This is a genomic window from Serratia sp. CY82433 (genome assembly GCF_052166535.1).
In the GTDB taxonomy this organism is placed as follows: domain Bacteria; phylum Pseudomonadota; class Gammaproteobacteria; order Enterobacterales; family Enterobacteriaceae; genus Serratia; species Serratia sarumanii.
In genome coordinates, this window is sequence record NZ_JBJNOR010000001.1 from 207,220 (window position 1) to 227,353 (window position 20,134).

A 20,134-nucleotide genomic window follows, 5' to 3' on the forward strand; every position below is an offset into this window, starting at 1 on the left:
CGACTTCTCCGGTATTAATGAGCTATCAGGTTCTCGCCCGTAAGTGGCGCCCTCAAACGTTCGCAGACGTGGTCGGCCAGGAACATGTCCTGACCGCGCTGGCCAACGGCCTCTCGCTGGGGCGGATCCATCACGCCTATCTGTTCTCGGGCACGCGCGGCGTGGGGAAAACCACCATCGCGCGCCTGCTGGCCAAAGGCCTGAACTGTGAAACCGGCATCACCGCCACGCCGTGCGGCCAATGCGACAACTGCCGCGAGATCGAGCAGGGGCGCTTCGTCGATCTGATCGAGATCGACGCCGCTTCCCGAACCAAGGTGGAAGATACCCGCGATCTGCTGGACAACGTTCAGTACGCGCCGGCGCGCGGCCGCTTCAAGGTCTACCTGATCGATGAAGTGCACATGCTCTCGCGCCACAGCTTCAACGCGTTGCTCAAGACGCTGGAAGAGCCGCCGCCGCACGTCAAATTCCTGTTGGCCACCACCGATCCGCAAAAGCTGCCGGTGACCATTCTCTCGCGCTGTCTGCAATTCCACCTCAAGGCGCTGGACGTCGATCAGATCCGCCAGCAGCTGGAAACGGTGCTGACGGCGGAGCAGATCACCAGCGACGCCCGCGCGCTGCAGCTGCTGGCGCGCGCCGCCGACGGCAGCATGCGCGATGCGCTGAGCCTGACCGATCAGGCGATCGCCATGGGGCAGGGGCAGGTGACCGCCGCCACCGTCAGCCAGATGCTCGGCACGCTCGATGACGAACAGCCGCTGGCGATCCTCGAAGCGCTGGTCAGCGCCGACGGCGAAAAGGTGATGGCTCAGGTCGCACAGGCCGCTTCGCGCGGCGTGGACTGGGAAAACCTGCTGGTGGAGACGCTGGCGCTGCTGCACCGCATTGCGATGGTGCAGCTGCTGCCTTCGATGCTCGACAATCAGTACGCCGCCGTGGAACAACGGCTGCGCGAGCTGGCGCGCACCCTGCCGCCGGCCGATGTGCAACTTTACTACCAGACGCTGTTGGTCGGCCGCAAAGAGCTGGCCTATGCGCCGGATCGCCGCATGGGGGTTGAGATGACCCTGCTGCGCGCGCTGGCGTTTCACCCGAAAGCGGTGATCCCGGAGCCGGTGGCGTTGGTGCAGACCGCGCCGGCGCCGATGGCGCAGCCGCAGGCCGCCGCATCGCAACAGCCGCCGCAGTTTCAGGACGCACCGCCGCCGCTAGGGCAGCCGGCCGCGCCACCGCGGCAATCATCGACCCCATTACCGGATGCCACCGCCCAGCTGTTGAAAGCGCGGTCCCAGCTGCAGCGGCAGCAGGGAGCATCCACACCAAAAAAGAATGAGCCGGCGGCGCCAGGAATAGCGCGGCCGGCAAACTCGGCGCTGGGGCGTTTGGCTTCCGTGACCGAGCGTAGCCAGCAGCGTCTGGCGGAGAAGAAGGTGCCGGAAAAACCGGCCAAGCCGGAAGCCTATCGCTGGCGCGCGCAGACCGAGCCGGAAGCGGCGCCGGAACCGCTGGCGACGCCGAAAGCGCTGCGCACGGCGTTGGAGCACGAGAAAACGCCGGAGCTGGCCGCCAAGCTGGTGGTGGAGTCGCTGGAGCGCGACGCCTGGGCGGCGGAAATCGATAAGCTCAAGATCCCGAAACTGGTGCAGCAGCTGGCGTTGAACGCCTTCAAGCAGCAGCCGGAAGCGGGCAAGATTTGCCTCCATCTGCGGTCTTCGCAGCGTCATCTGAATTCGCCTTCGGCGCAGAAGACGCTGGCCGAAGCGCTCGGCGAGCTGTACGGCAGCCCGATCGAGCTGACCGTGATAGAGGACGATAATCCGGCGGAGCGCACCCCGCTGGAATGGCGACAAGCCATCTATGAAGAAAAGCTGGCGCAGGCGCGCCAGTCCATCGTTGCGGATACCCATATTCAGACGCTGTGCCGGTTCTTCGACGCGGATCTGGATGAAGAGAGTATCCGCCCCCTTTAAACGCCGCGCGAGGTGCGCGGCCCTAGCGACGAGAGACGACTATGTTTGGTAAAGGCGGTCTGGGCAACCTGATGAAGCAAGCCCAGCAAATGCAAGAAAAAATGCAGCAGATGCAGGAAGAAGTCGCCAAATTGGAAGTGACCGGCGAGTCTGGCGCGGGCCTGGTGAAGGTCACCATCAACGGCGCGCACAACTGCCGCCGCGTGGAGATCGATCCTAGCCTGATGGAAGACGACAAAGAGATGCTGGAAGATCTGATCGCCGCCGCGTTCAACGACGCCGCGCGCCGCATCGAAGAGACCCAGAAAGAGAAGATGGCCTCCGTCTCCAGCGGCATGCAGTTGCCGCCTGGCTTCAAGATGCCGTTCTGATGCAAACCAGCCCGCTCCTTGAATCCCTGATGGAGGCGCTGCGCTGCCTGCCGGGCGTCGGCCCGAAATCGGCGCAGCGCATGGCGTTTCAGCTGCTGCAGCGCGATCGCAGCGGCGGCATGCGCCTGGCGCAGGCGTTGACGCGCGCGATGTCGGAAATCGGCCACTGCGCCGACTGCCGCACCTTCACCGAGCAGGACGTCTGCACCATCTGCGCCAATCCGCGCCGTCAGCAAAACGGCCAGATTTGCGTGGTGGAAAGCCCGGCGGATATCCATGCCATCGAGCAGACCGGCCAGTTCGCCGGGCGCTACTTTGTGCTAATGGGGCATCTGTCGCCGCTGGACGGCATCGGGCCGGGCGATATCGGTCTGGATCGCCTGGAGCAACGGCTGGAAAAGGAGAGCATCACCGAAGTGATCCTCGCCACCAACCCGACGGTGGAAGGGGAAGCGACCGCCAACTATATCGCCGAGATGTGCGGCCAGTATGGCGTGCTCGCCAGCCGCATCGCCCACGGCGTGCCGGTGGGCGGCGAGCTGGAGATGGTCGACGGCACCACGCTGTCGCATTCGCTGGCCGGGCGTCACGCCATCAAGTTCTGATGTTTTCCCGGATGGGGCCGTTCGGCCCCGTCATTTTTTTGCCAAAAATCTCCCGCCGTCCGCTTGAAAAACAAGACCCTGACCCTCATCTGATCCTCATTGTTCGATTTTGGTAGCCATTGTCTTTTGAGGTAATCAATGAGTATGAAAGGTCAAGAAACCCGCGGGTTCCAGTCTGAAGTAAAACAGCTGCTTCATTTGATGATCCATTCGCTGTACTCCAACAAAGAAATTTTCCTGCGCGAGCTGATTTCCAACGCCTCTGACGCCGCCGACAAGCTGCGTTTCCGCGCCCTGTCCGCGCCAGAGCTGTACGCCGGCGACGGCGAGCTGCGCGTCCGCTTGTCCTTCGATAAAGAGCAGCGCACCCTGACCATCGCCGACAACGGCATCGGCATGCGCCGCGAAGAAGTGATCGAAAACCTCGGCACCATCGCCAAGTCCGGCACCAAAGCGTTCCTGGAATCCATCGGTTCCGACCAGGCGAAAGACAGCCAGCTGATCGGCCAGTTCGGCGTCGGTTTCTACTCGGCGTTCATCGTGGCGGACAAAGTGACCGTGCGCACCCGCGCCGCCGGCGCCGCCGATGACGAAGGCGTGTTCTGGGAGTCCGCCGGCGAAGGCGACTACACCATCGCCGACATCACCAAAGAGACCCGCGGCACCGAAATCACCCTGCATCTGCGCGAAGGCGAAGATGAGTACCTCGACGCCTGGCGCCTGCGCTCGGTGATCGGCAAATATTCCGATCACATCGCCTTGCCGGTAGAGATCGAAAGCAAAAACGAAGAAGACGACACCGTCACCTGGGAGAAGATCAACAAGGCGCAGGCCCTGTGGACCCGCAGCAAGGCGGACGTGACCGACGAAGAGTACAAAGAGTTCTACAAGCACATCGCCCACGACTTCACCGATCCGCTGAGCTGGAGCCACAACCGGGTAGAAGGCAAGCAGGAGTACACCAGCCTGCTGTATATCCCGGCGCAGGCGCCGTGGGACATGTGGAACCGCGATCACAAGCATGGTCTGAAGCTGTACGTGCAGCGCGTGTTCATCATGGACGACGCCGAGCAGTTCATGCCGAACTACCTGCGCTTCGTGCGTGGCCTGATCGACTCCAACGATCTGCCGCTGAACGTGTCGCGCGAGATCCTGCAAGACAGCCGCGTGACGCAAAACCTGCGCGGCGCGCTGACCAAGCGCGTGCTGCAGATGCTGGATAAGCTGGCCAAAGATGACGCCGAAGGCTACCAGAAATTCTGGCAGCAGTTCGGTCTGGTGCTGAAAGAGGGCCCGGCGGAAGACCACGGCAACCAGGAAGCGATCGCCAAACTGCTGCGCTTTGCCTCCACCCACGGCGACAGCTCGGCGCAGACCGTGTCGCTGGAAGAGTACGTCGGCCGCATGGCGGAAGGGCAGGAGAAGATTTACTACATCACCGCCGACAGCTACGCCGCCGCCAAGAGCAGCCCGCACCTGGAGCTGTTCCGCAAGAAAGGCATCGAAGTGCTGTTGCTGTCCGATCGCATCGACGAGTGGATGATGAGCTACCTGACCGAGTTCGACGGCAAGCCGTTCCAGTCGGTTAGCAAAGCGGATGAAACGCTGGACAAACTGGCGGATGAAACCGAAGAGCAGAAGGCCGCCGAGAAGCAGCTGGAGCCGTTCATCGAACGCGTGAAAACCCTGCTGGGCGAGCGCGTGAAGGATGTGCGCCTGACGCACCGCCTGACCGATACGCCGGCGATCGTGGTGACCGACGCCGACGAAATGAGCACCCAGATGGCCAAGCTGTTCGCCGCCGCCGGCCAGCAGGCGCCGGAAGTGAAGTACATTTTCGAGCTTAATCCGGAGCATGCTCTGGTCAAACGCGCATCCGATGTGGGCGATAACGAACATTTCTCCGAATGGATCGACCTGTTATTGGATCAGGCTCTGCTGGCTGAACGCGGCACGCTGGAAGATCCGAACCTGTTCATCCGTCGCATGAACAAGTTGCTGTCCGCCTGAAACTGAAAATATGCGCCCTTAACGGCACCGTTAGGGGCGCATTGCCGATTTTTCCCCGCCTTTTCTCGCTTTTTGCTCGTCCGTTTTTTTGCACATTCCGCAATCGATTTCCTTCGCGCGCCTTGAGCCTGCCCCCCCTGAAATGGTATCGTTGAGCGTTTTCGCAATTTTATAAAAACTACATAGCAAGGGGATTTACGCAATGCGTATCATTCTGCTGGGCGCTCCGGGCGCTGGTAAAGGTACTCAGGCTCAATTCATCATGGAGAAATACGGCATTCCGCAAATCTCCACCGGTGATATGTTGCGCGCAGCCGTGAAGGCCGGCAGTGAACTGGGCAAGCAGGCGAAAGAGATCATGGACGCCGGCAAGCTGGTGACCGATGAGCTGGTGATCGCGCTGGTCAAAGAGCGCATCGCTCAGGAAGATTGCCGCAAGGGCTTCCTGCTGGACGGTTTCCCACGCACCATTCCGCAGGCTGACGCGATGAAAGAAGCCGGCATCAACGTGGACTTCGTGCTGGAGTTCGACGTGCCGGACGAGCTGATCGTTGACCGCATCGTTGGCCGCCGCGTGCACGCGCCGTCCGGCCGCGTATACCACGTGAAGTTCAACCCGCCGCAGGTGGAAGGCAAAGACGACGTGACCGGCGAAGAGCTGACCACGCGCAAGGACGATCAGGAAGAGACCGTGCGCAAGCGCCTGGTGGAATACCATCAGATGACCGCGCCGCTGATCTCTTACTACAGCAAAGAAGCGGCGGCGGGCAACACCCAATACCGCAAAATCGACGGCACCCGCAAGGTGGCCGAAGTGAGCGCAGAGCTGGCGACCATCCTCGGTTGATCGCAAGCGCGTTGTGCATGACGCCGGGCCTGTGGCCCGGCGTTTTTTTTTGCCGTTTTCCCGCCAAATTGTGATCGCGGCGGCTTGTTGCGGCCGTGCCCGTTAATCGTCCGCGCCAAATAGCGTATAACAAGCCTGCGTTTTCACCCTCAGCAGGGAGCGGGCATGCTCAGACAAACCAATCTTCTGGCGGAAGCCACCGCGCGCCAGATCGTCCAGCGGGCGATGGGCATCATCAGCCATTCCGTCAACGTGATGGACAGCAACGGCGTGATTATCGCCTCCGGCAACCCGCAGCGCCTGTTCCAGCGCCATGAAGGCGCGGTGCTGGCGCTGGCGGAAAATCGGGTGGTGGAAATCGACCGCGCCACCGCCGAACATCTGAAGGGCGTGCGGCCCGGCATCAACCTGCCGTTCAGCTTTCGCAACCAGCGGGTGGGGGTGATCGGCATCTCCGGCGAACCGGCCGAGGTGCGCGCCTACGCCGAGCTGGTGAAGATGGCGGCGGAGATGATGGTGGAGCAGGCGGCGCTGCTGGATCAGCACCAGTGGGAAAAACGCTACCGGGAAGAGCTGGCGAATCAGCTGCTGCAGCCCCAGCCGAACACCGCGTCGCTGGCAGCGATGGCGGCGTATTTGGGGTTGGATCTGCGCCAGGCGCGCATCGTGTGGATCGTCGAGCTGCAAGAGGCGCAGCCGCACCTGCTGCGCGAGCTGCTGGCGGAGCTGGAGGCCACCCAGCGCGACGCGTTGATCGCCATTACCGGCTTCAATGAAATGACCCTGCTGCGACCGGCCTGCATGGTGCAGGGCGAATGGAGCCTGAAGCTGGAGCGCCAACAGGCCCAGCGTTTGCAAAACCAACTCAAACACCGCTTCCGGGTGCGGCTGATCGTCGGCGGTTTTTATGACGATCCGCAAAGCGCCTATCGTTCCAGCCTGACGGCGCGCGCCACTCAGGCGATGGCGCAGCGCCTGAAACTGCGTCACGCCACGCTGTTCTACCACGACTACCCGCTGCCGTCGCTGTTGTGCGATCTGGGGGAGGATTGGCGCGCGCAGGAGCTGGGTCGCCCCTGGCGGACGCTGGGCGAACAGGACGAAAAAGGCGTGCTGCGCGGCACGCTGCGCCACTATTTTTCGCAGAATTGTGATCAGACGCAGACCGCCGCACAGCTGCATATCCACGTCAATACCCTGCGCTATCGCCTGCAGCGTATCGAAGCGATAACTGGCATGAAAATCAACCAATTAACCGACGCTCTGCGGTTATATATCGGCATGCTGATGCACGACTGAGTTGTGCCAACCCACAAATTCCACGCCGTTCCCCCGGCGATTTTTTGTTGTTTCCCCTCAGGCCAACGCCGGGTGCGCGGGATATGTTGGCCTGCACATCAACCACGGAGAAAACAACAATGACAACCGTATCCACTCTGGGGGCGCTGGTGGCGTTAGCCGTCGCCATCGTCCTGATTCTACGCAAGGTGCCGCCGGCTTACGGCATGATCGCCGGCGCGCTGGCGGGCGGGCTGTGCGGCGGCGCCGACCTGGTGCAGACCGTAACGCTGATGATCGGCGGGGCGCAGGGCATCACCAACGCCGTGATGCGCATCCTGGCGGCGGGGGTGCTGGCCGGGGTGCTGATCGAATCCGGCGCGGCGCACACCATCGCCGAAACCATCGTGCGCAAGGTGGGCGAAACCCGCGCGCTGCTGGCGCTGGCGGTGGCTACACTGATCCTGACGGCGGTGGGGGTGTTTATCGACGTGGCGGTGATCACCGTCGCGCCGATCGCGCTGTCGATAGCCCAAAAGGCCGGCATTTCGCGCGCGGCGATCCTGCTGGCGATGATCGGCGGCGGCAAGGCCGGCAACGTGATGTCGCCCAACCCGAACACCATCGCGGCGGCGGACAATTTCCACGTGCCGCTCACCTCGGTAATGATGGCCGGCATCGTGCCGGGGCTGTGCGGCCTGGTGGTGGCCTATCTGCTGGCGCGCCGCCTGAGCGATAAAGGCAGCAAAGTGATGGCCGAAGAGCTGACTCAGCATGCCGAAGGGGCGCGGCCGGGCTTCGCTGCGGCAATCAGCGCGCCGCTGGTGGCGATCCTGCTGCTGTCGCTGCGGCCGATCGCCGGCATCGCCGTCGATCCGCTGATCGCGCTGCCGGCCGGCGGCTTGGCGGGCGCGCTGCTGATGGGGCGCATCCGCCAGTGCAATCAGTTTATGGTCTCCGGCCTGTCGCGCATGGCACCGGTGGCGATCATGCTGCTCGGCACCGGCACGCTGGCGGGCATTATCGCCAACTCGGCGCTGAAGGATGTCTTGATTAACGGCTTAACGCACACCGGGCTGCCGGCCTGGCTGCTGGCGCCGCTGTCCGGCGCGCTGATGTCGATGGCGACCGCGTCGACCACCGCCGGCACCGCCGTGGCTTCCGGGGTGTTCAGCTCCACGCTGCTCGAGCTGGGCGTGAGCGGGCTGGCCGGCGCTGCGATGATCCATGCGGGCGCCACGGTGCTGGATCACCTGCCGCACGGCAGCTTCTTCCACGCCACCGGCGGCAGCGTCAATATGGCGGTGCACGAGCGGCTGAAGCTGCTGCCGTACGAAACGCTGGTGGGGTTCACCATTGCGGCAATCTCGGCGCTGATGTTTGGCGTATTTAACCTGGCGGGATAAGGAACAGTGATGAAAACGCTGAAAAAAGTGGTTATTGCCCCGGATTCTTTCAAAGAGAGCCTGAGCGCGCTCGGCGTCGCCGACGCCATCGAGCGGGGGTTCCGCCAAATTTACCCGCAGGCGCACTACGTGAAGCTGCCGATGGCGGACGGCGGCGAAGGCACGGTGGAGTCGATGGTGGCGGCCACCGGCGGTGAAATCGTCCAGGTGACGGTCACCGGGCCGCTGGGGGAGCCGGTGCAGGGGTTCTATGGCCTGCTGGGCGACGGCGAAACCGCGGTGATTGAAATGGCCGCCGCCTCAGGGCTGCACCTGGCGCCGCCCGGCCGGCGCGATCCGCGCATCACCACCAGCTACGGCACCGGCGAACTGATGCTGGCGGCGTTGGAACGCGGCGTGAAGGCGATCATTCTCGGCATCGGCGGCAGCGCCACCAACGACGGCGGCGCCGGGATGATGCAGGCGCTGGGCGTGAAGTTGCTGGATAAGGCACGCCGGCCGCTGCCGGCAGGCGGAGCGGCGCTGGCGCAGCTGGCGCATCTCGATCTCGCCGGGCTGGATGCGCGTTGGCAATGGGTGAGCGTGACCGCCGCCTGCGACGTCGATAACCCGCTGTGCGGCGAAAAGGGCGCCTCGGCGGTGTTCGGGCCGCAGAAGGGAGCGACGCCGGAGATGGTGGCGCAGCTCGATGCGGCGCTGCATCACTATGGCGAGCTGCTGGAACGGGAAACCGGCCGCGCGGTGCTCACCCAGCCAGGGGCGGGCGCGGCGGGCGGCATGGGGGCGGCGCTGCTCGGCATGCTCAATGCGCGTTTGCGGCCGGGCATCGAGATCGTCACCGAAACCCTGCGCCTGGATGAGGCGGTGCGCGATGCCGATCTGGTGATCACCGGGGAAGGCCGGCTGGACAGCCAGTCGATCCACGGCAAAACGCCGATCGGCGTGGCGCGGGTGGCCAAGCGCCACGGCGTGCCGGTGATCGCCATCGCCGGCAGCCTGACGTCGGATTACCAGGTGGTGCATCAACACGGCATCGACGCGGCGTTTTCGGTGCTCGATGGCATCGTGACGCTGGAAGAAGCGCTGGCGGGCGCCGATCGCAATCTGCAGGTGACGGCGCGCAACGTGGCGGCGGTGTGGCGACTGGCGCAAGGGGGAGGCCCACAGGCATAGCCTGTTGCTGTTATCGGTTTCGATGCACGACTTTTCCGTTACAATAGCCGGCATTAATGGCTGCTGACATCCCGACCCAGAACGGAATGCCGGCCGGAAAGGAAATGAGGGGAACTGAGATGAAGCAAGAGAAACACGGCGTATTGCTGGTGAACCTGGGCACGCCAGATGCGCCGACCTCGTCGGCGGTCAAACGCTATCTGAAGGAATTCCTCAGTGACGATCGCGTGGTCGACACGGCGCCGCTGATCTGGTGGCCGATCCTCAACGGCGCGATCTTGCCGATCCGTTCGCCGCGCGTGGCGAAGCTCTATCAGTCGGTGTGGATGGAAGAAGGCTCACCGCTGCTGGTGTACAGCCGCCGCCAACAGCGGGCGCTGGCGGCGCGCATGCCGAATACGCCGGTGGAGCTGGGCATGAGCTACGGCTCGCCGAGCCTGGCGGAAGCCATCGACAAGCTGCTGGCGCAGGGCGTGACCAACCTGGTGGTGCTGCCGCTCTATCCGCAATATTCCTGTTCCACCAGCGCGGCGGTATGGGATGGCGTAGCGCGGGTGCTGAAAGGCTATCGCCGCTTGCCTTCTGTGGCCTTCATCCGCGATTACGCCGAACACCCGGCCTACATCGCCGCGCTGCAGCAAAGCGTGGAGCGCTCGTTCGCCGAGCATGGCCAGCCGGATCGGTTGGTGCTGTCGTTCCACGGCATCCCCAAACGCTATGCACGCCTGGGCGACGACTACCCGCAGCGCTGCGAGGATACGCTGCGAGCGCTGAGCGCCACATTGCCGCTGGCGCCGGAGCGAGTGATGATGACGTACCAATCGCGCTTCGGCCGCGAGCCGTGGCTGACGCCGTACACCGATGAGACCCTGAAGGGGCTGCCGGCGCAGGGCGTGAAGCACATTCAGCTGATTTGCCCGGGTTTCTCGGCGGACTGCCTGGAAACGTTGGAAGAGATCAAGGAGCAGAACCGCGAGATCTTCCTCGAGGCCGGCGGCGAGAAGTTTGAATATATCTCTGCGTTGAACGACGAGCCGGCGCATATCGATATGATGCAGCAGCTGGTGGCGCAGCGCCTCTAATCATCAATAATCTGTATATTAGAATCATCGTGATCGGGCGGGAATGTGTTAACATTCTCCGCTTGTTAAACCGCCACCACCGCCAATCACATGAAATTTCCTGGTAAACGCAAGTCCAAACACTATTTCCCGGTGAGCGCCCGCGATCCGCTTCTGCAGCAGGCCCAGCCCGAAAGTGAAATCAGCACCTCGTATATCGTCGGCATCGACCAGACGCTAGTGGATATCGAGGCGAAGGTGGACGACGCTTTTGTCCAGCGCTACGGCCTGAGCCTGGGCCACTCTCTGGTGATCGAAGACGACGTCGCCGAGGCGCTGTATCAGGAACTGAATGAAAACAACCTGGTTACCCATCAGTTCGCCGGCGGCACCATCGGCAATACCATGCACAACTATTCGGTGCTGGCGGACGATCGCTCGGTGCTGCTCGGCGTGATGTGCAGCAACGTGAAAATCGGCAGCTACGCCTACCGTTACCTGTGCAATACCTCCAGCCGTACCGATCTCAACTATCTGCAGGGCGTAGACGGCGCCATCGGCCGCTGTTTTACGCTGATTGGCGAAAGCGGCGAGCGCACCTTCGCCATCAACCCGGGCCAAATGAACCAGCTGCGCCCGGAAAGCATTCCTGAAGAAGTGATCGCCGGCGCGTCGGCGCTGGTGCTGAGCTCTTATCTGGTGCGCTGTAAGGAAGGGGAGCCGATGAAGGCTGCCACCCTGCAGGCGATCGAATACGCCAAAAAGCACGACGTGCCGGTGGTGTTGACGCTGGGCACCAAGTACGTCATTGCCGACAACCCACAGTGGTGGCGCGACTTCCTGAAGGAAAACGTGACGATTCTGGCGATGAACGAAGACGAAGCGCTGGAGCTGACCGGGCTGAGCGATCCGCTGACCGCCTCGGACATGGCGCTGGAGTGGGTGGATCTGGTGCTGTGCACCGCCGGGCCGAACGGCCTGTATATGGCGGGCTACACCGAAGAGGCCAACAAGCGCCAGACCCAGCACCCGCTGCTGCCGGGGCATATCGCCGAGTTCAACCGCTACGAATTCAGCCGCGCCATGCGCCGCGAACACTGTGAAAATCCGCTGCGCGTTTATTCGCACATCGCGCCGTATATGGGCGGGCCGGAGAAGATCATGAACACCAACGGCGCCGGCGACGGCGCGCTGTCGGCGTTGCTGCACGATATCGCCGCCAACGGCTATCACCGCCACAACGTGCCGAACTCCAGCAAGCACGTGCGCAGCTACCTGACTTACTCCTCCCTGGCGCAGGTGTGCAAATACGCCAACCGCGTCAGCTACCAGGTGTTGAACCAGCATTCGCCGCGCCTCACTCGCGGCCTGCCGGAGCGGGAAGACAGCCTGGAAGAGTCTTACTGGGAGCGTTAACCCGCTGAAAAAGAAAAGGTCCGGCATGCCGGACCTTTTTTTGTGCGCGCGTGGCGCTTCAGATAGGGCAGCCGCCCATTTTTTCTTCTTCGCTCAGGGTGTCCAGCTGCAGGATGTTCAGCATGCTGTTGGCGATCTCCCGTTCGCCCATCACCACCTGGTTGGCGCCGCGATCGGTGATGTAGGCCACCTCGTCGTCGTAGTGGGCGCGGGCGATGATCTCGATATTCGGCCGCTTGGCGCGCGCCGAGGCGACGATCTCGCCGGCCTCATAGCCATTGGGGATGGTCAGCAGCAGCCAGCGCGCGCAGTCGAGCCGCGCCAGATCCATCACTTCCGGATTGGCGGCATTGCCCAGCACCGTCTTGATGCCCTGTTCGCGCAGCGCTTCCACCCGCGGGCGGGAGTTCTCGATCACCACCAGCGGGATGCCCGCTTCGGCCAGTTTGCCGCCCAGCAGGCTGCCGACGCGGCCATAGCCGACCACCAGCGCGTGATTGCACATATCCACCGGGATTTGCTTCTCTTCTTCCACCGCCTCTTCGAGGATTTGGTCTTCGATGGTTTCGGTCTTGGCCAGATAGCGTTCCAGCAGGGTGAACAACAGCGGATTGAGCATGATGGACAGAATGGCGCCGGCCAGCACCAGATTGCGGCCGTGTTCCGACATCATGCCGAGCGCAATGCCGAGGCCCGCCAGAATAAAGGCGAACTCGCCGATTTGCGCCAGGCTGGCGGAAATGGTCAGCGCGGTGCGCTTGGAGTGACCGAACATTTTCACCAGCAGGAACGCGGCGGCGGATTTGCCGAACACGATGATCGCCAGCGTCGCCAGCACCGCCAGCGGTTCGTTAATCACGATCATCGGATCGAACAGCATGCCGACCGAGACGAAGAACAGCACTGCGAATGCGTCGCGCAGCGGCAGGGTGTCATGCGCCGCGCGGTGGCTCAGTTCGGACTCGTTCAGCACCATGCCGGCGAAGAAAGCGCCCAGCGCGAAGGAGACGTCGAACAGCTTCACCGCGCCGTAGGCGATGCCGAGCGCCAGCGCCAATACCGCCAGGGTGAACAGCTCGCGCGAGCCGGTGCTGGCGGTTTTTGACAGGATCCACGGCACCAGGCGGCGGCCGACCACGATCATCAGCGCGATAAAGGCGATGACCTTACCGATGGTCAGCGCCAGCTCCATCAGCAGCTGGCTGCTGCTGGCGTTGTCGTTGCCCAGCATGTTGCCGAAGGCCGGCAGCAATACCAGCGTCAGCACCATCGCCAAATCTTCGACGATCAGCCAGCCGATGGCGATTTGCCCGCGCTGGCTGTCGATCAGCTGCCGCTCCTCCAGCGCGCGCAGCAGCACCACGGTGCTGGCGGTGGAGAGGCAGAGGCCGAACACCAGGCCGGAGATCAGATCCCAGCCGAGCAGCTTGGACAGCCCCATGCCGAGCAGGGTGGCGACGGCTATTTGCGCTACGGCGCCGGGAATGGCGATAGATTTTACTGCGAGGAGGTCTTTCAAAGAGAAGTGCAGGCCAACACCGAACATCAACAGGATAACGCCGATTTCCGCCAGTTCCGGCGCCAATGAGGTATCGGCGACGAAACCGGGGGTGAACGGGCCGGCGAGCACGCCTGCGGCCAGATACCCCACCAGAGGGGAGATGCGCAGGCGGTTCGCCAGCATGCCGAGGAGGAAGGCGAGTACTAACCCTCCGACGATGGTGGTAATGAGCGGTGTTGAATTATGCATCCATACTCCTTCTGGCTATGCATCGCGGCACGGGAGAAACGCAACAAAGTTACGAAAAGATACATTTAGTTTATTGCATTTGTGCACGACTTGCTTGGCTAATTTGGCCTTTTTTGTAAAAAGGCAGAGGATTTCACTTAAGGCGCGGCAATGAGGGGGTTTTGTGCCAGATATGGAAAATAACATTGATTTATCCGTAAGATAACCCGGACGAATAAGTAATTTCATCCGGGCTAGTCGCGGGGTTATTGCAGTTTATGCTCCATATTGGGCAGCAGTGCGGTGATAATGCCGATCAGCGGCAGGAAAGCACAGATTTGGTAGACCAGTTCGATACTGGTCAAATCCGCGACATAACCAAGAACTGCCGCGCCTAATCCGCCCATACCGAAAGCAAAACCGAAGAATAAGCCGGAAACCATGCCCACCTTGCCGGGGATCAGCTCCTGGGCGTAGACCAAAATGGCGGAGAACGCCGAGGCGAGAATAACCCCGATAATCACCGTTAAAATGCCGGTCCAATAGAGCGATGCATAGGGTAAAACAAGGGTAAACGGCGCAGCGCCGAAAATAGAACCCCAAATAACGTATTTTCGCCCTATCTTGTCGCCGAGAGGCCCGCCGATAATGGTGCCTGCCGCCACCGCGAACAGGAAGGCGAACAGGTGAATTTGCGCATTCTGCACCGAAACGCCGAATTTATGTATCAGATAAAAGGTGTAATAGCTGCTGATGCTGGCCAGATAGAAGTATTTAGAGAAAATCAGCACCAGCAGGATGCCCAGCGAGTAGACTACGGTACGTTTTGGCAGCGGTTTCAGCGTTGATGGGCTTTTCGGCTGCCCTTTAGTTGCCCGGTGCTGATGTTGATACCACTTGCTGACCTGCAGCAACACCACGATCGCCAGCAGCGCCGCCAGCGTGAACCAGGCGACGTTACCCTTGCCGTAAGGCGCGATGATCAGCGCAGCCAGCAGCGGGCCTAGCGAGCTACCGAAGTTGCCGCCGACCTGGAACAGCGACTGCGCCAGGCCGTGCCGCCCGCCGGAGGCCATGCGCGCCACGCGCGAGGATTCCGGGTGGAACACCGATGAGCCGGTGCCCACCAGCGCCGCCGCCAGCAGCACCAGCGGGAAGGTGCTCGCCACCGACAGCAGCAGCAGGCCGGACAGGGTAAAGCCCATGCCGATCGGCAGCGAATAAGGCTGCGGGTGTTTATCGGTGTAATAACCAATCAGCGGCTGCAGCAGCGAGGCCGTCAGCTGATAGGTCAGGGTGATCATGCCGATCTGCACGAAGCTGAGGTGAAAATCGGCTTGCAGGATCGGGTAAATCGCCAGGATCAGCGATTGGATCATATCGTTGAGCAGGTGAGACACGCTGATGGCGCCGAGGATGGAGAAGGCGGTGCCTTTCACCGCACTGCCCTTGGCGGGCGGCATCGCGCTTTGGCTACTGTCGGTCATATTATTATTAGCCTGATAAGTTGTTGAGCACAGAGAAGACATCTTAGGCAGGGTGCGCAATTTTTACCATATCTGAAATAATCAGACTCACATCGCAAAAATTTGAAATCAGCTGTCATTGATTCGCGCTACAATTTCGCCCTCATCATAAAAGCCATTTAATACACGGAGATCCGCCATGCGTTTTTCGCTGAAAACCACCGCATGTGCGTTGGCCGTTTCCCTGACGTTGCTGTCGGGGGCCGCCAGTGCCTGGGAAAAGGATAAGACCTACGCCATCACCATTCTGCATACCAACGACCATCACGGTCACTTCTGGCAGAACGATCATGGCGAATACGGCCTGGGCGCGCAGAAAACGTTGGTGGACGGCATTCGTCAGGAAGTGGCGGCGCAGGGCGGCAGCCTGCTGTTGCTGTCCGGCGGCGATATCAACACCGGCGTGCCGGAATCGGATTTGCAGGACGCCGAGCCGGACTTCCGCGGCATGAACCTGGTGGGTTACGACGCGATGGCGATCGGCAACCATGAATTCGACAACCCGCTGAGCGTGCTGCGGCAGCAGGAAAAATGGGCGACCTTCCCGCTGCTGTCCGCCAATATCTATCAGAAAAGCACCGGCCAGCGCCTGTTCAAGCCTTACGCCTTGTTCGACAAGCAGGGCATCAAGATTGCCGTGATCGGCCTGACGACCGACGACACCGCCAAGATAGGCAACCCGGAGTACTTCACCGACATGGAGTTCCGCGTGCCGGCGCAGGAGGCGAAGCAGGTGGTGGAGCAACTGCGCAAGGACGAGAAGCCGGACGTGATTATCGCCGCCACCCATATGGGGCACTACGACAACGGCGAACACGGCTCGAACGCGCCGGGCGACGTGGAAATGGCGCGCAGCCTGCCGGCCGGGTATCTCGACATGATTGTCGGCGGCCACTCGCAGGATCCGGTGTGCATGGCCGGCGACAACCGCAAACAGGCAGATTACGTGCCGGGCACGCCGTGCTCGCCGGATCGCCAGAACGGCACCTGGATCGTGCAGGCGCACGAGTGGGGCAAATACGTGGGCCGCGCCGACTTCGAATTCCGCAACGGCGAGCTGAAGCTGGTGCATTATCAGCTGATCCCGGTAAACCTGAAGAAGAAGGTGGAGAAGGCGGACGGCACCAGCGAGCGGGTGTACTACACCCAGCAGATCGCGGAAGACCCGGCCATGATGAAACTGCTGACGCCGTTCCAGGAGAAGGGCAAGGCGCAGTTGGGCGTGAAGATCGGCAGCGTTAACGGCAAGCTGGAGGGCGATCGCAGCAAGGTGCGCTTCGTGCAGACCAACCTGGCGCGGGTGATGCTGGCGGCGCAGAGGGAGCGCGCCGATGCCGACTTCGCGGTGATGAGCGGCGGCGGGGTGCGCGATTCGATTGAAAGCGGCGATATCACCTATAAGAACGTGCTCAAGGTACAGCCGTTCGGCAACACCCTGGTGCATGTCGATATGAAAGGCAGCGAGGTTGAGCAGTACCTGGCGGTGGTGGCCAACATGAAGCCGGATTCCGGCGCCTACGCCCAGTTCGCCAACGTCAGCCTGGTGGCGGACGGCAAGGGCGTCAGCGAGGTGAAGATCAACGGCCAGCCGCTGCAGGCGGATAAAACCTACCGCATGGCGACGCTGAACTTCAACGCGCTGGGCGGCGACGGCTATCCGAAGCTGGACGGGCTGCCGAGCTACGTCAACACCGGCTTTATCGACGCTGAGGTGCTGAAGCAGTACATCGAGAAACATTCACCGCTGGATGCGGCGGCCTACGAGCCGAAGGGCGAGATCGTCTATCGATAAGGGCGTAGCGGAACGGCGTTTCTCGCTTGTCGCGGGGGCGCCGTTCCCGCCGTCGCTTTTTTCCTCCCCATCAACGCATTCTGTCGGCGTTGCCGTTTTAGACGGCCTCTTACTTTCTTCTCTCCATATACGCCCTTGGCGGGCAGCCCACCATATTCTTGAAAAAAGTGGCGAAGGCGCTGTCGCTGGAAAACGCCAGCCGACCGGCGACGTCGGATTGGCTCAGCCCTGCGGCCAGCATCTCTATTGCTTTGATCAGGCGCCATTGCTGACGCCACTGTTGATAACTGAGGCCGGTTTCACGGCGGAAAATCCGGCTGATGGTTTTCTCGGAAGCGCCGCTGTAGCGCGATAGCTCGTGCAGCGGCGGAAGCATGTCCAGATTGGCCAGATGGCGCAGGCGCCGGTCGCTGGGCAGCGGCAGCAACGTCAGTTCGCGCGGCGCGGCGGCGATCTCGTCCAGGCAGACCGCCAGAATATTGGCGTGAGGCCCATGCTGCCAGTCGGTGTCGAATGCGGCGAACGCGATGCGTTCCAACACCTCGCGCAGCAGCGGCGAGGCTGTCAGTACGGCAAGCTGCGCAGGCAGACAGGCATAGCGATCGGCGTCGAGATAAAGCGAACGGTAACCGACTACGCCGTTGACCTGAACGCGGTGAGCCACTTGCGGCGGGATCCAGGCAACTCTGCCCGGCGGCAGCATACAGATGCTTTGGTTGAGCGTGATACGCATGCTGCCTTGCTGACAGAACAGCAACTGGCCTCTGTCATGCCAATGCGTGCCAGAGTCGTGCTGCGCCAGTTCGGCGGCGATCCCGAGCACGCCGTTGTCGAGCGTATCCGGATTAAAACTGTCCTGCGCCTGAAGCCACGCCATAGTATGTCCGATTTTGTAAATTTATTGTCTTTTATATTGTAATCGGCGCCGGGAGCAGATGCTACCTTGTGCAGCTTATTCTTGGCTACAGGATCTGTTATGCAACGTAAGCTGACTCTGACATTGGCGACGTCGATGATGATGTTTCCCCAGGTGGTGGAGACCATCTACAGCCCGGCATTGACGCACATTGCGCATGGTTTCCGGGTAAGTGCGGAAATGGCGGCGCAAACGCTCTCTTGCTACTTTTTCGCCTTTGCGCTGGGCGTGGTGGTTTGGGGGCGGATGTGCGACGTCATCGGACGCCGTCCCACCATTTTGGCCGGGCTGACGCTCTATCTGCTGGCTTCTATCGTCGCACTGTTCAGCGGCAGCTTCAGCGTGCTGCTGGCGGCGCGGGTGCTGGCCGCCTTTGGCGCGGCGGTCGGTTCGGTCGGGACGCAAACGGCGATTCGCGATCGCTTCGACGGTTATGAGTTGGCGCGGGTGTTCTCGGTGATGGGGATCGCCATGGCGATCAGCCCGGCGGTTGGCGTATTGAGCGGCGCAGTGCTGACTCACTATTGGGGCTATCAGGGGGTGTTTGGCGGTTTGGCGCTGTTGGCGGCGCTGTTGCTGGGCTATGCCGGTTGGCAACTGCCGGAGACGCGTCCGCAACAGGTGGTGAAGCATTCATTTTTCGGCACGCTGGGGCGGATGATCAAGGACGGGGATATTTGGCTCAGTGCGCTGCTGGTGGCGTTGTTCAATATTTGCATGTTCAGCTATTACCAGCTGGCGCCATTCCACTTCGCGGCGTTGGAACTGCCGGCGCAGTGGTTCGGTTATACCGGTTTGGTGTTGGCGGCCGGGGTCGGTATCGGCGCGGCGATCAACAAGTTTTTGATCGGCAAACACTGGCTGTTCCCCGCGTTGCTGATGCTGGCCTGCGTTTTATCACTGGCCGGCGGCCTGCTGGTACTGCTGCTGGAAGGGAGCTTGTGGTTCGTTCTGCCGATGATGCTGGTGGTGATGGCGTACGGCATCGCCATTCCCAATATTCTGGCGCGCGCGCTGCGGCATTATAAAGACTGCATGGGCACCGCCGGCGCGATCCTTGGCCTGATGTATTACCTGATGCTTGGCGGTGGCTTGGTGCTGGCCGGGCTGTCGCAGCACCTGGGCGCCGTGCTGTCGCTCTGCAGCCTGTGCGTGCTGCTGTTGGCGTGGCGGGTGGTGCACAACGAGCGCCGTTTGGCGTTGCCTGAGCGTGAAAACGCCTGAGTGTTACCGGCTGGCCGGTTCGCTCAGGCGGCCAGCCAGCAACTGGTGAACGCCGGCTATCACCGCCTCGCGCTGCGTGGTGATATACATATGTCCGCCGGCAAAAGTGCGCTGCTGAAAATCGCCTTGCGCGATCCGGCGCCAGTCGAGCAAATCCTGCCGATCGATCAACTCGTCGTTTTCACCATAGAACATCGCCAGCGGGGCGTGGTAACCCGGTTGCGCAGGGAAAAGCAATTGGCTGGACAGCAACAGATCGGCACGGATCAGCGGCAGATAGTAATCGACCAGCGCGCTGTCGCCGATGAGAGACTCATCCAGGCCCTCACCGGCACAAAGCGCGTTCAACAAAGCGGCACGAGGCATCCTCAGCAACTGGCTGTGGCGCGCAAGAAAAGGCGATGAACTGGCGGAAATGATCAACTGCAGCGGCGGTTGGGGCAGCGCCATCGCTAACGCCAGCGCAACCCGTCCGCCAAGACTGTGGCCGAAAAAGATCAGCGGTTTATCTTGCAGTGGCTGCAGTGCCGGTATCAGTTGATTGATGAGCGATTGGGGTTGGCAGAGCGGCGCTTCGTGCGCCCGCTCCTCTCGACCGGGGTATTGCACGGCATAGAGTTCGATGTCCTGATGCAACGTGGGGCTCCATCGCTGAAAGGCAGTGGCTCCGGCGCCGGCGTGGGGAAAAGCGATCAGCCGCAGGCTGCCCTGGCGACCCGGCGTCAGCGGTTTCAGGCCGAGGGGGGCGTTGGGAAAGTGGGTGCAATGCATGGCGAAAATCCGTATTTTCAGGGGTGCCAAGGA

Annotated in this window: 16 protein-coding genes and 1 other annotated feature; of the genes, 12 read left to right on the forward strand and 4 right to left on the reverse strand. The window is 61.8% G+C overall.

Annotated features, from left to right (window positions below; genetic code table 11):
- The first annotated feature begins 17 nt into the window (after positions 1-17).
- The 10 genes from dnaX (at position 18) to ACJ8PI_RS01120 (ending at position 12,143) form a co-directional block, all read left to right on the forward strand.
- Positions 18-1,976 carry a DNA polymerase III subunit gamma/tau gene (gene dnaX, locus ACJ8PI_RS01075; protein WP_033653240.1) on the forward strand — a complete coding sequence of 653 codons (1,959 nt, stop codon included), beginning with the start codon at positions 18-20 and terminating at the stop codon, positions 1,974-1,976.
- Positions 1,309-1,373: a sequence feature (DnaX frameshifting element), on the forward strand. Its footprint overlaps the gene before it by 65 nt.
- Before the next feature lie 41 nt (positions 1,977-2,017).
- A complete protein-coding gene (locus ACJ8PI_RS01080; protein WP_004940264.1) occupies positions 2,018-2,347 on the forward strand; it encodes a YbaB/EbfC family nucleoid-associated protein in 330 nt (109 codons plus the stop codon).
- Positions 2,347-2,952 carry a recombination mediator RecR gene (gene recR, locus ACJ8PI_RS01085; protein WP_004940263.1) on the forward strand — a complete coding sequence of 202 codons (606 nt, stop codon included), beginning with the start codon at positions 2,347-2,349 and terminating at the stop codon, positions 2,950-2,952. The genes ACJ8PI_RS01080 and recR overlap by 1 nt, the downstream gene beginning before the upstream one ends.
- Before the next feature lie 144 nt (positions 2,953-3,096).
- Positions 3,097-4,962 (forward strand): molecular chaperone HtpG, encoded by a 1,866-nt coding sequence (htpG, locus tag ACJ8PI_RS01090; protein ID WP_162091343.1) that lies wholly within the window; start codon positions 3,097-3,099, stop codon positions 4,960-4,962.
- Between the two features lie 202 nt (positions 4,963-5,164).
- Positions 5,165-5,809 (forward strand): adenylate kinase, encoded by a 645-nt coding sequence (adk, locus tag ACJ8PI_RS01095; protein ID WP_004940261.1) that lies wholly within the window; start codon positions 5,165-5,167, stop codon positions 5,807-5,809.
- Positions 5,810-5,974: 165 nt separating this feature from the next.
- On the forward strand, positions 5,975-7,108 hold the full coding sequence (locus ACJ8PI_RS01100; RefSeq protein ID WP_039566980.1) for a sugar diacid recognition domain-containing protein: 1,134 nt from the start codon (positions 5,975-5,977) through the stop codon (positions 7,106-7,108).
- Between the two features lie 119 nt (positions 7,109-7,227).
- Positions 7,228-8,493: a GntP family permease gene (locus tag ACJ8PI_RS01105; RefSeq protein ID WP_015376868.1), complete on the forward strand. Its 1,266-nt coding sequence runs from the start codon at positions 7,228-7,230 to the stop codon at positions 8,491-8,493.
- A 9-nt stretch (positions 8,494-8,502) separates the two neighbouring features.
- Positions 8,503-9,666, forward strand: a complete 1,164-nt coding sequence (locus ACJ8PI_RS01110) for a glycerate kinase (RefSeq protein WP_060445686.1) — start codon at positions 8,503-8,505, stop codon at positions 9,664-9,666.
- A gap of 119 nt (positions 9,667-9,785) precedes the next feature.
- Complete coding sequence (hemH, locus tag ACJ8PI_RS01115) at positions 9,786-10,748, forward strand: ferrochelatase (protein WP_033637355.1); 963 nt, start codon at positions 9,786-9,788, stop codon at positions 10,746-10,748.
- A gap of 90 nt (positions 10,749-10,838) precedes the next feature.
- Positions 10,839-12,143 (forward strand): inosine/guanosine kinase, encoded by a 1,305-nt coding sequence (locus tag ACJ8PI_RS01120; RefSeq protein WP_033647265.1) that lies wholly within the window; start codon positions 10,839-10,841, stop codon positions 12,141-12,143.
- A gap of 58 nt (positions 12,144-12,201) precedes the next feature.
- Here ACJ8PI_RS01120 and ybaL read toward each other — a convergent pair whose 3' ends face one another.
- Positions 12,202-13,893, reverse strand: coding sequence for a YbaL family putative K(+) efflux transporter (ybaL, locus tag ACJ8PI_RS01125; RefSeq protein WP_033637356.1), 1,692 nt, complete (start codon positions 13,891-13,893; stop codon positions 12,202-12,204).
- Positions 13,894-14,138: 245 nt separating this feature from the next.
- The gene (locus ACJ8PI_RS01130; protein WP_164134438.1) at positions 14,139-15,359 is read right to left on the reverse strand and encodes an MFS transporter; all 1,221 of its coding nucleotides are present in this window, start codon (positions 15,357-15,359) and stop codon (positions 14,139-14,141) included.
- 178 nt (positions 15,360-15,537) lie between these two features.
- Here ACJ8PI_RS01130 and ushA point away from each other — a divergent pair, with 178 nt between their 5' ends.
- On the forward strand, positions 15,538-17,190 hold the full coding sequence (ushA, locus tag ACJ8PI_RS01135) for a bifunctional UDP-sugar hydrolase/5'-nucleotidase UshA (protein WP_033653238.1): 1,653 nt from the start codon (positions 15,538-15,540) through the stop codon (positions 17,188-17,190).
- Positions 17,191-17,299: 109 nt separating this feature from the next.
- Here the strand turns inward: ushA and ACJ8PI_RS01140 are convergent, their stop codons facing one another.
- Entirely contained in the window at positions 17,300-18,067 is a 768-nt protein-coding gene (locus tag ACJ8PI_RS01140; protein ID WP_033637359.1) for an AraC family transcriptional regulator, read from the reverse strand.
- Between the two features lie 99 nt (positions 18,068-18,166).
- Here ACJ8PI_RS01140 and ACJ8PI_RS01145 point away from each other — a divergent pair, with 99 nt between their 5' ends.
- Positions 18,167-19,330: a multidrug effflux MFS transporter gene (locus tag ACJ8PI_RS01145; protein ID WP_049196335.1), complete on the forward strand. Its 1,164-nt coding sequence runs from the start codon at positions 18,167-18,169 to the stop codon at positions 19,328-19,330.
- 3 nt (positions 19,331-19,333) lie between these two features.
- On the opposite strand, the gene ACJ8PI_RS01150 is transcribed toward ACJ8PI_RS01145, so the two are convergent.
- Positions 19,334-20,131, reverse strand: coding sequence for a thioesterase II family protein (locus ACJ8PI_RS01150; RefSeq protein ID WP_126171837.1), 798 nt, complete (start codon positions 20,129-20,131; stop codon positions 19,334-19,336).
- Positions 20,132-20,134 lie beyond the last annotated feature (3 nt).

What these genes read in the sequence shown, in the direction of transcription:
- dnaX (WP_033653240.1), top strand. Translation starts at nt 18, where the DNA reads ATGAGCTATCAGGTTCTCGCCCGTAAGTGGCGCCCTCAAACGTTCGCA.
- ybaL (WP_033637356.1), bottom strand. Translation starts at nt 13,893, where the DNA reads ATGCATAATTCAACACCGCTCATTACCACCATCGTCGGAGGGTTAGTA.
- ACJ8PI_RS01110 (WP_060445686.1), top strand. Translation starts at nt 8,503, where the DNA reads ATGAAAACGCTGAAAAAAGTGGTTATTGCCCCGGATTCTTTCAAAGAG.
- ACJ8PI_RS01120 (WP_033647265.1), top strand. Translation starts at nt 10,839, where the DNA reads ATGAAATTTCCTGGTAAACGCAAGTCCAAACACTATTTCCCGGTGAGC.
- htpG (WP_162091343.1), top strand. Translation starts at nt 3,097, where the DNA reads ATGAAAGGTCAAGAAACCCGCGGGTTCCAGTCTGAAGTAAAACAGCTG.
- hemH (WP_033637355.1), top strand. Translation starts at nt 9,786, where the DNA reads ATGAAGCAAGAGAAACACGGCGTATTGCTGGTGAACCTGGGCACGCCA.
- ACJ8PI_RS01100 (WP_039566980.1), top strand. Translation starts at nt 5,975, where the DNA reads ATGCTCAGACAAACCAATCTTCTGGCGGAAGCCACCGCGCGCCAGATC.
- adk (WP_004940261.1), top strand. Translation starts at nt 5,165, where the DNA reads ATGCGTATCATTCTGCTGGGCGCTCCGGGCGCTGGTAAAGGTACTCAG.
- ACJ8PI_RS01140 (WP_033637359.1), bottom strand. Translation starts at nt 18,067, where the DNA reads ATGGCGTGGCTTCAGGCGCAGGACAGTTTTAATCCGGATACGCTCGAC.
- ACJ8PI_RS01080 (WP_004940264.1), top strand. Translation starts at nt 2,018, where the DNA reads ATGTTTGGTAAAGGCGGTCTGGGCAACCTGATGAAGCAAGCCCAGCAA.
- ushA (WP_033653238.1), top strand. Translation starts at nt 15,538, where the DNA reads ATGCGTTTTTCGCTGAAAACCACCGCATGTGCGTTGGCCGTTTCCCTG.
- ACJ8PI_RS01130 (WP_164134438.1), bottom strand. Translation starts at nt 15,359, where the DNA reads ATGACCGACAGTAGCCAAAGCGCGATGCCGCCCGCCAAGGGCAGTGCG.
- ACJ8PI_RS01145 (WP_049196335.1), top strand. Translation starts at nt 18,167, where the DNA reads ATGCAACGTAAGCTGACTCTGACATTGGCGACGTCGATGATGATGTTT.
- recR (WP_004940263.1), top strand. Translation starts at nt 2,347, where the DNA reads ATGCAAACCAGCCCGCTCCTTGAATCCCTGATGGAGGCGCTGCGCTGC.
- ACJ8PI_RS01105 (WP_015376868.1), top strand. Translation starts at nt 7,228, where the DNA reads ATGACAACCGTATCCACTCTGGGGGCGCTGGTGGCGTTAGCCGTCGCC.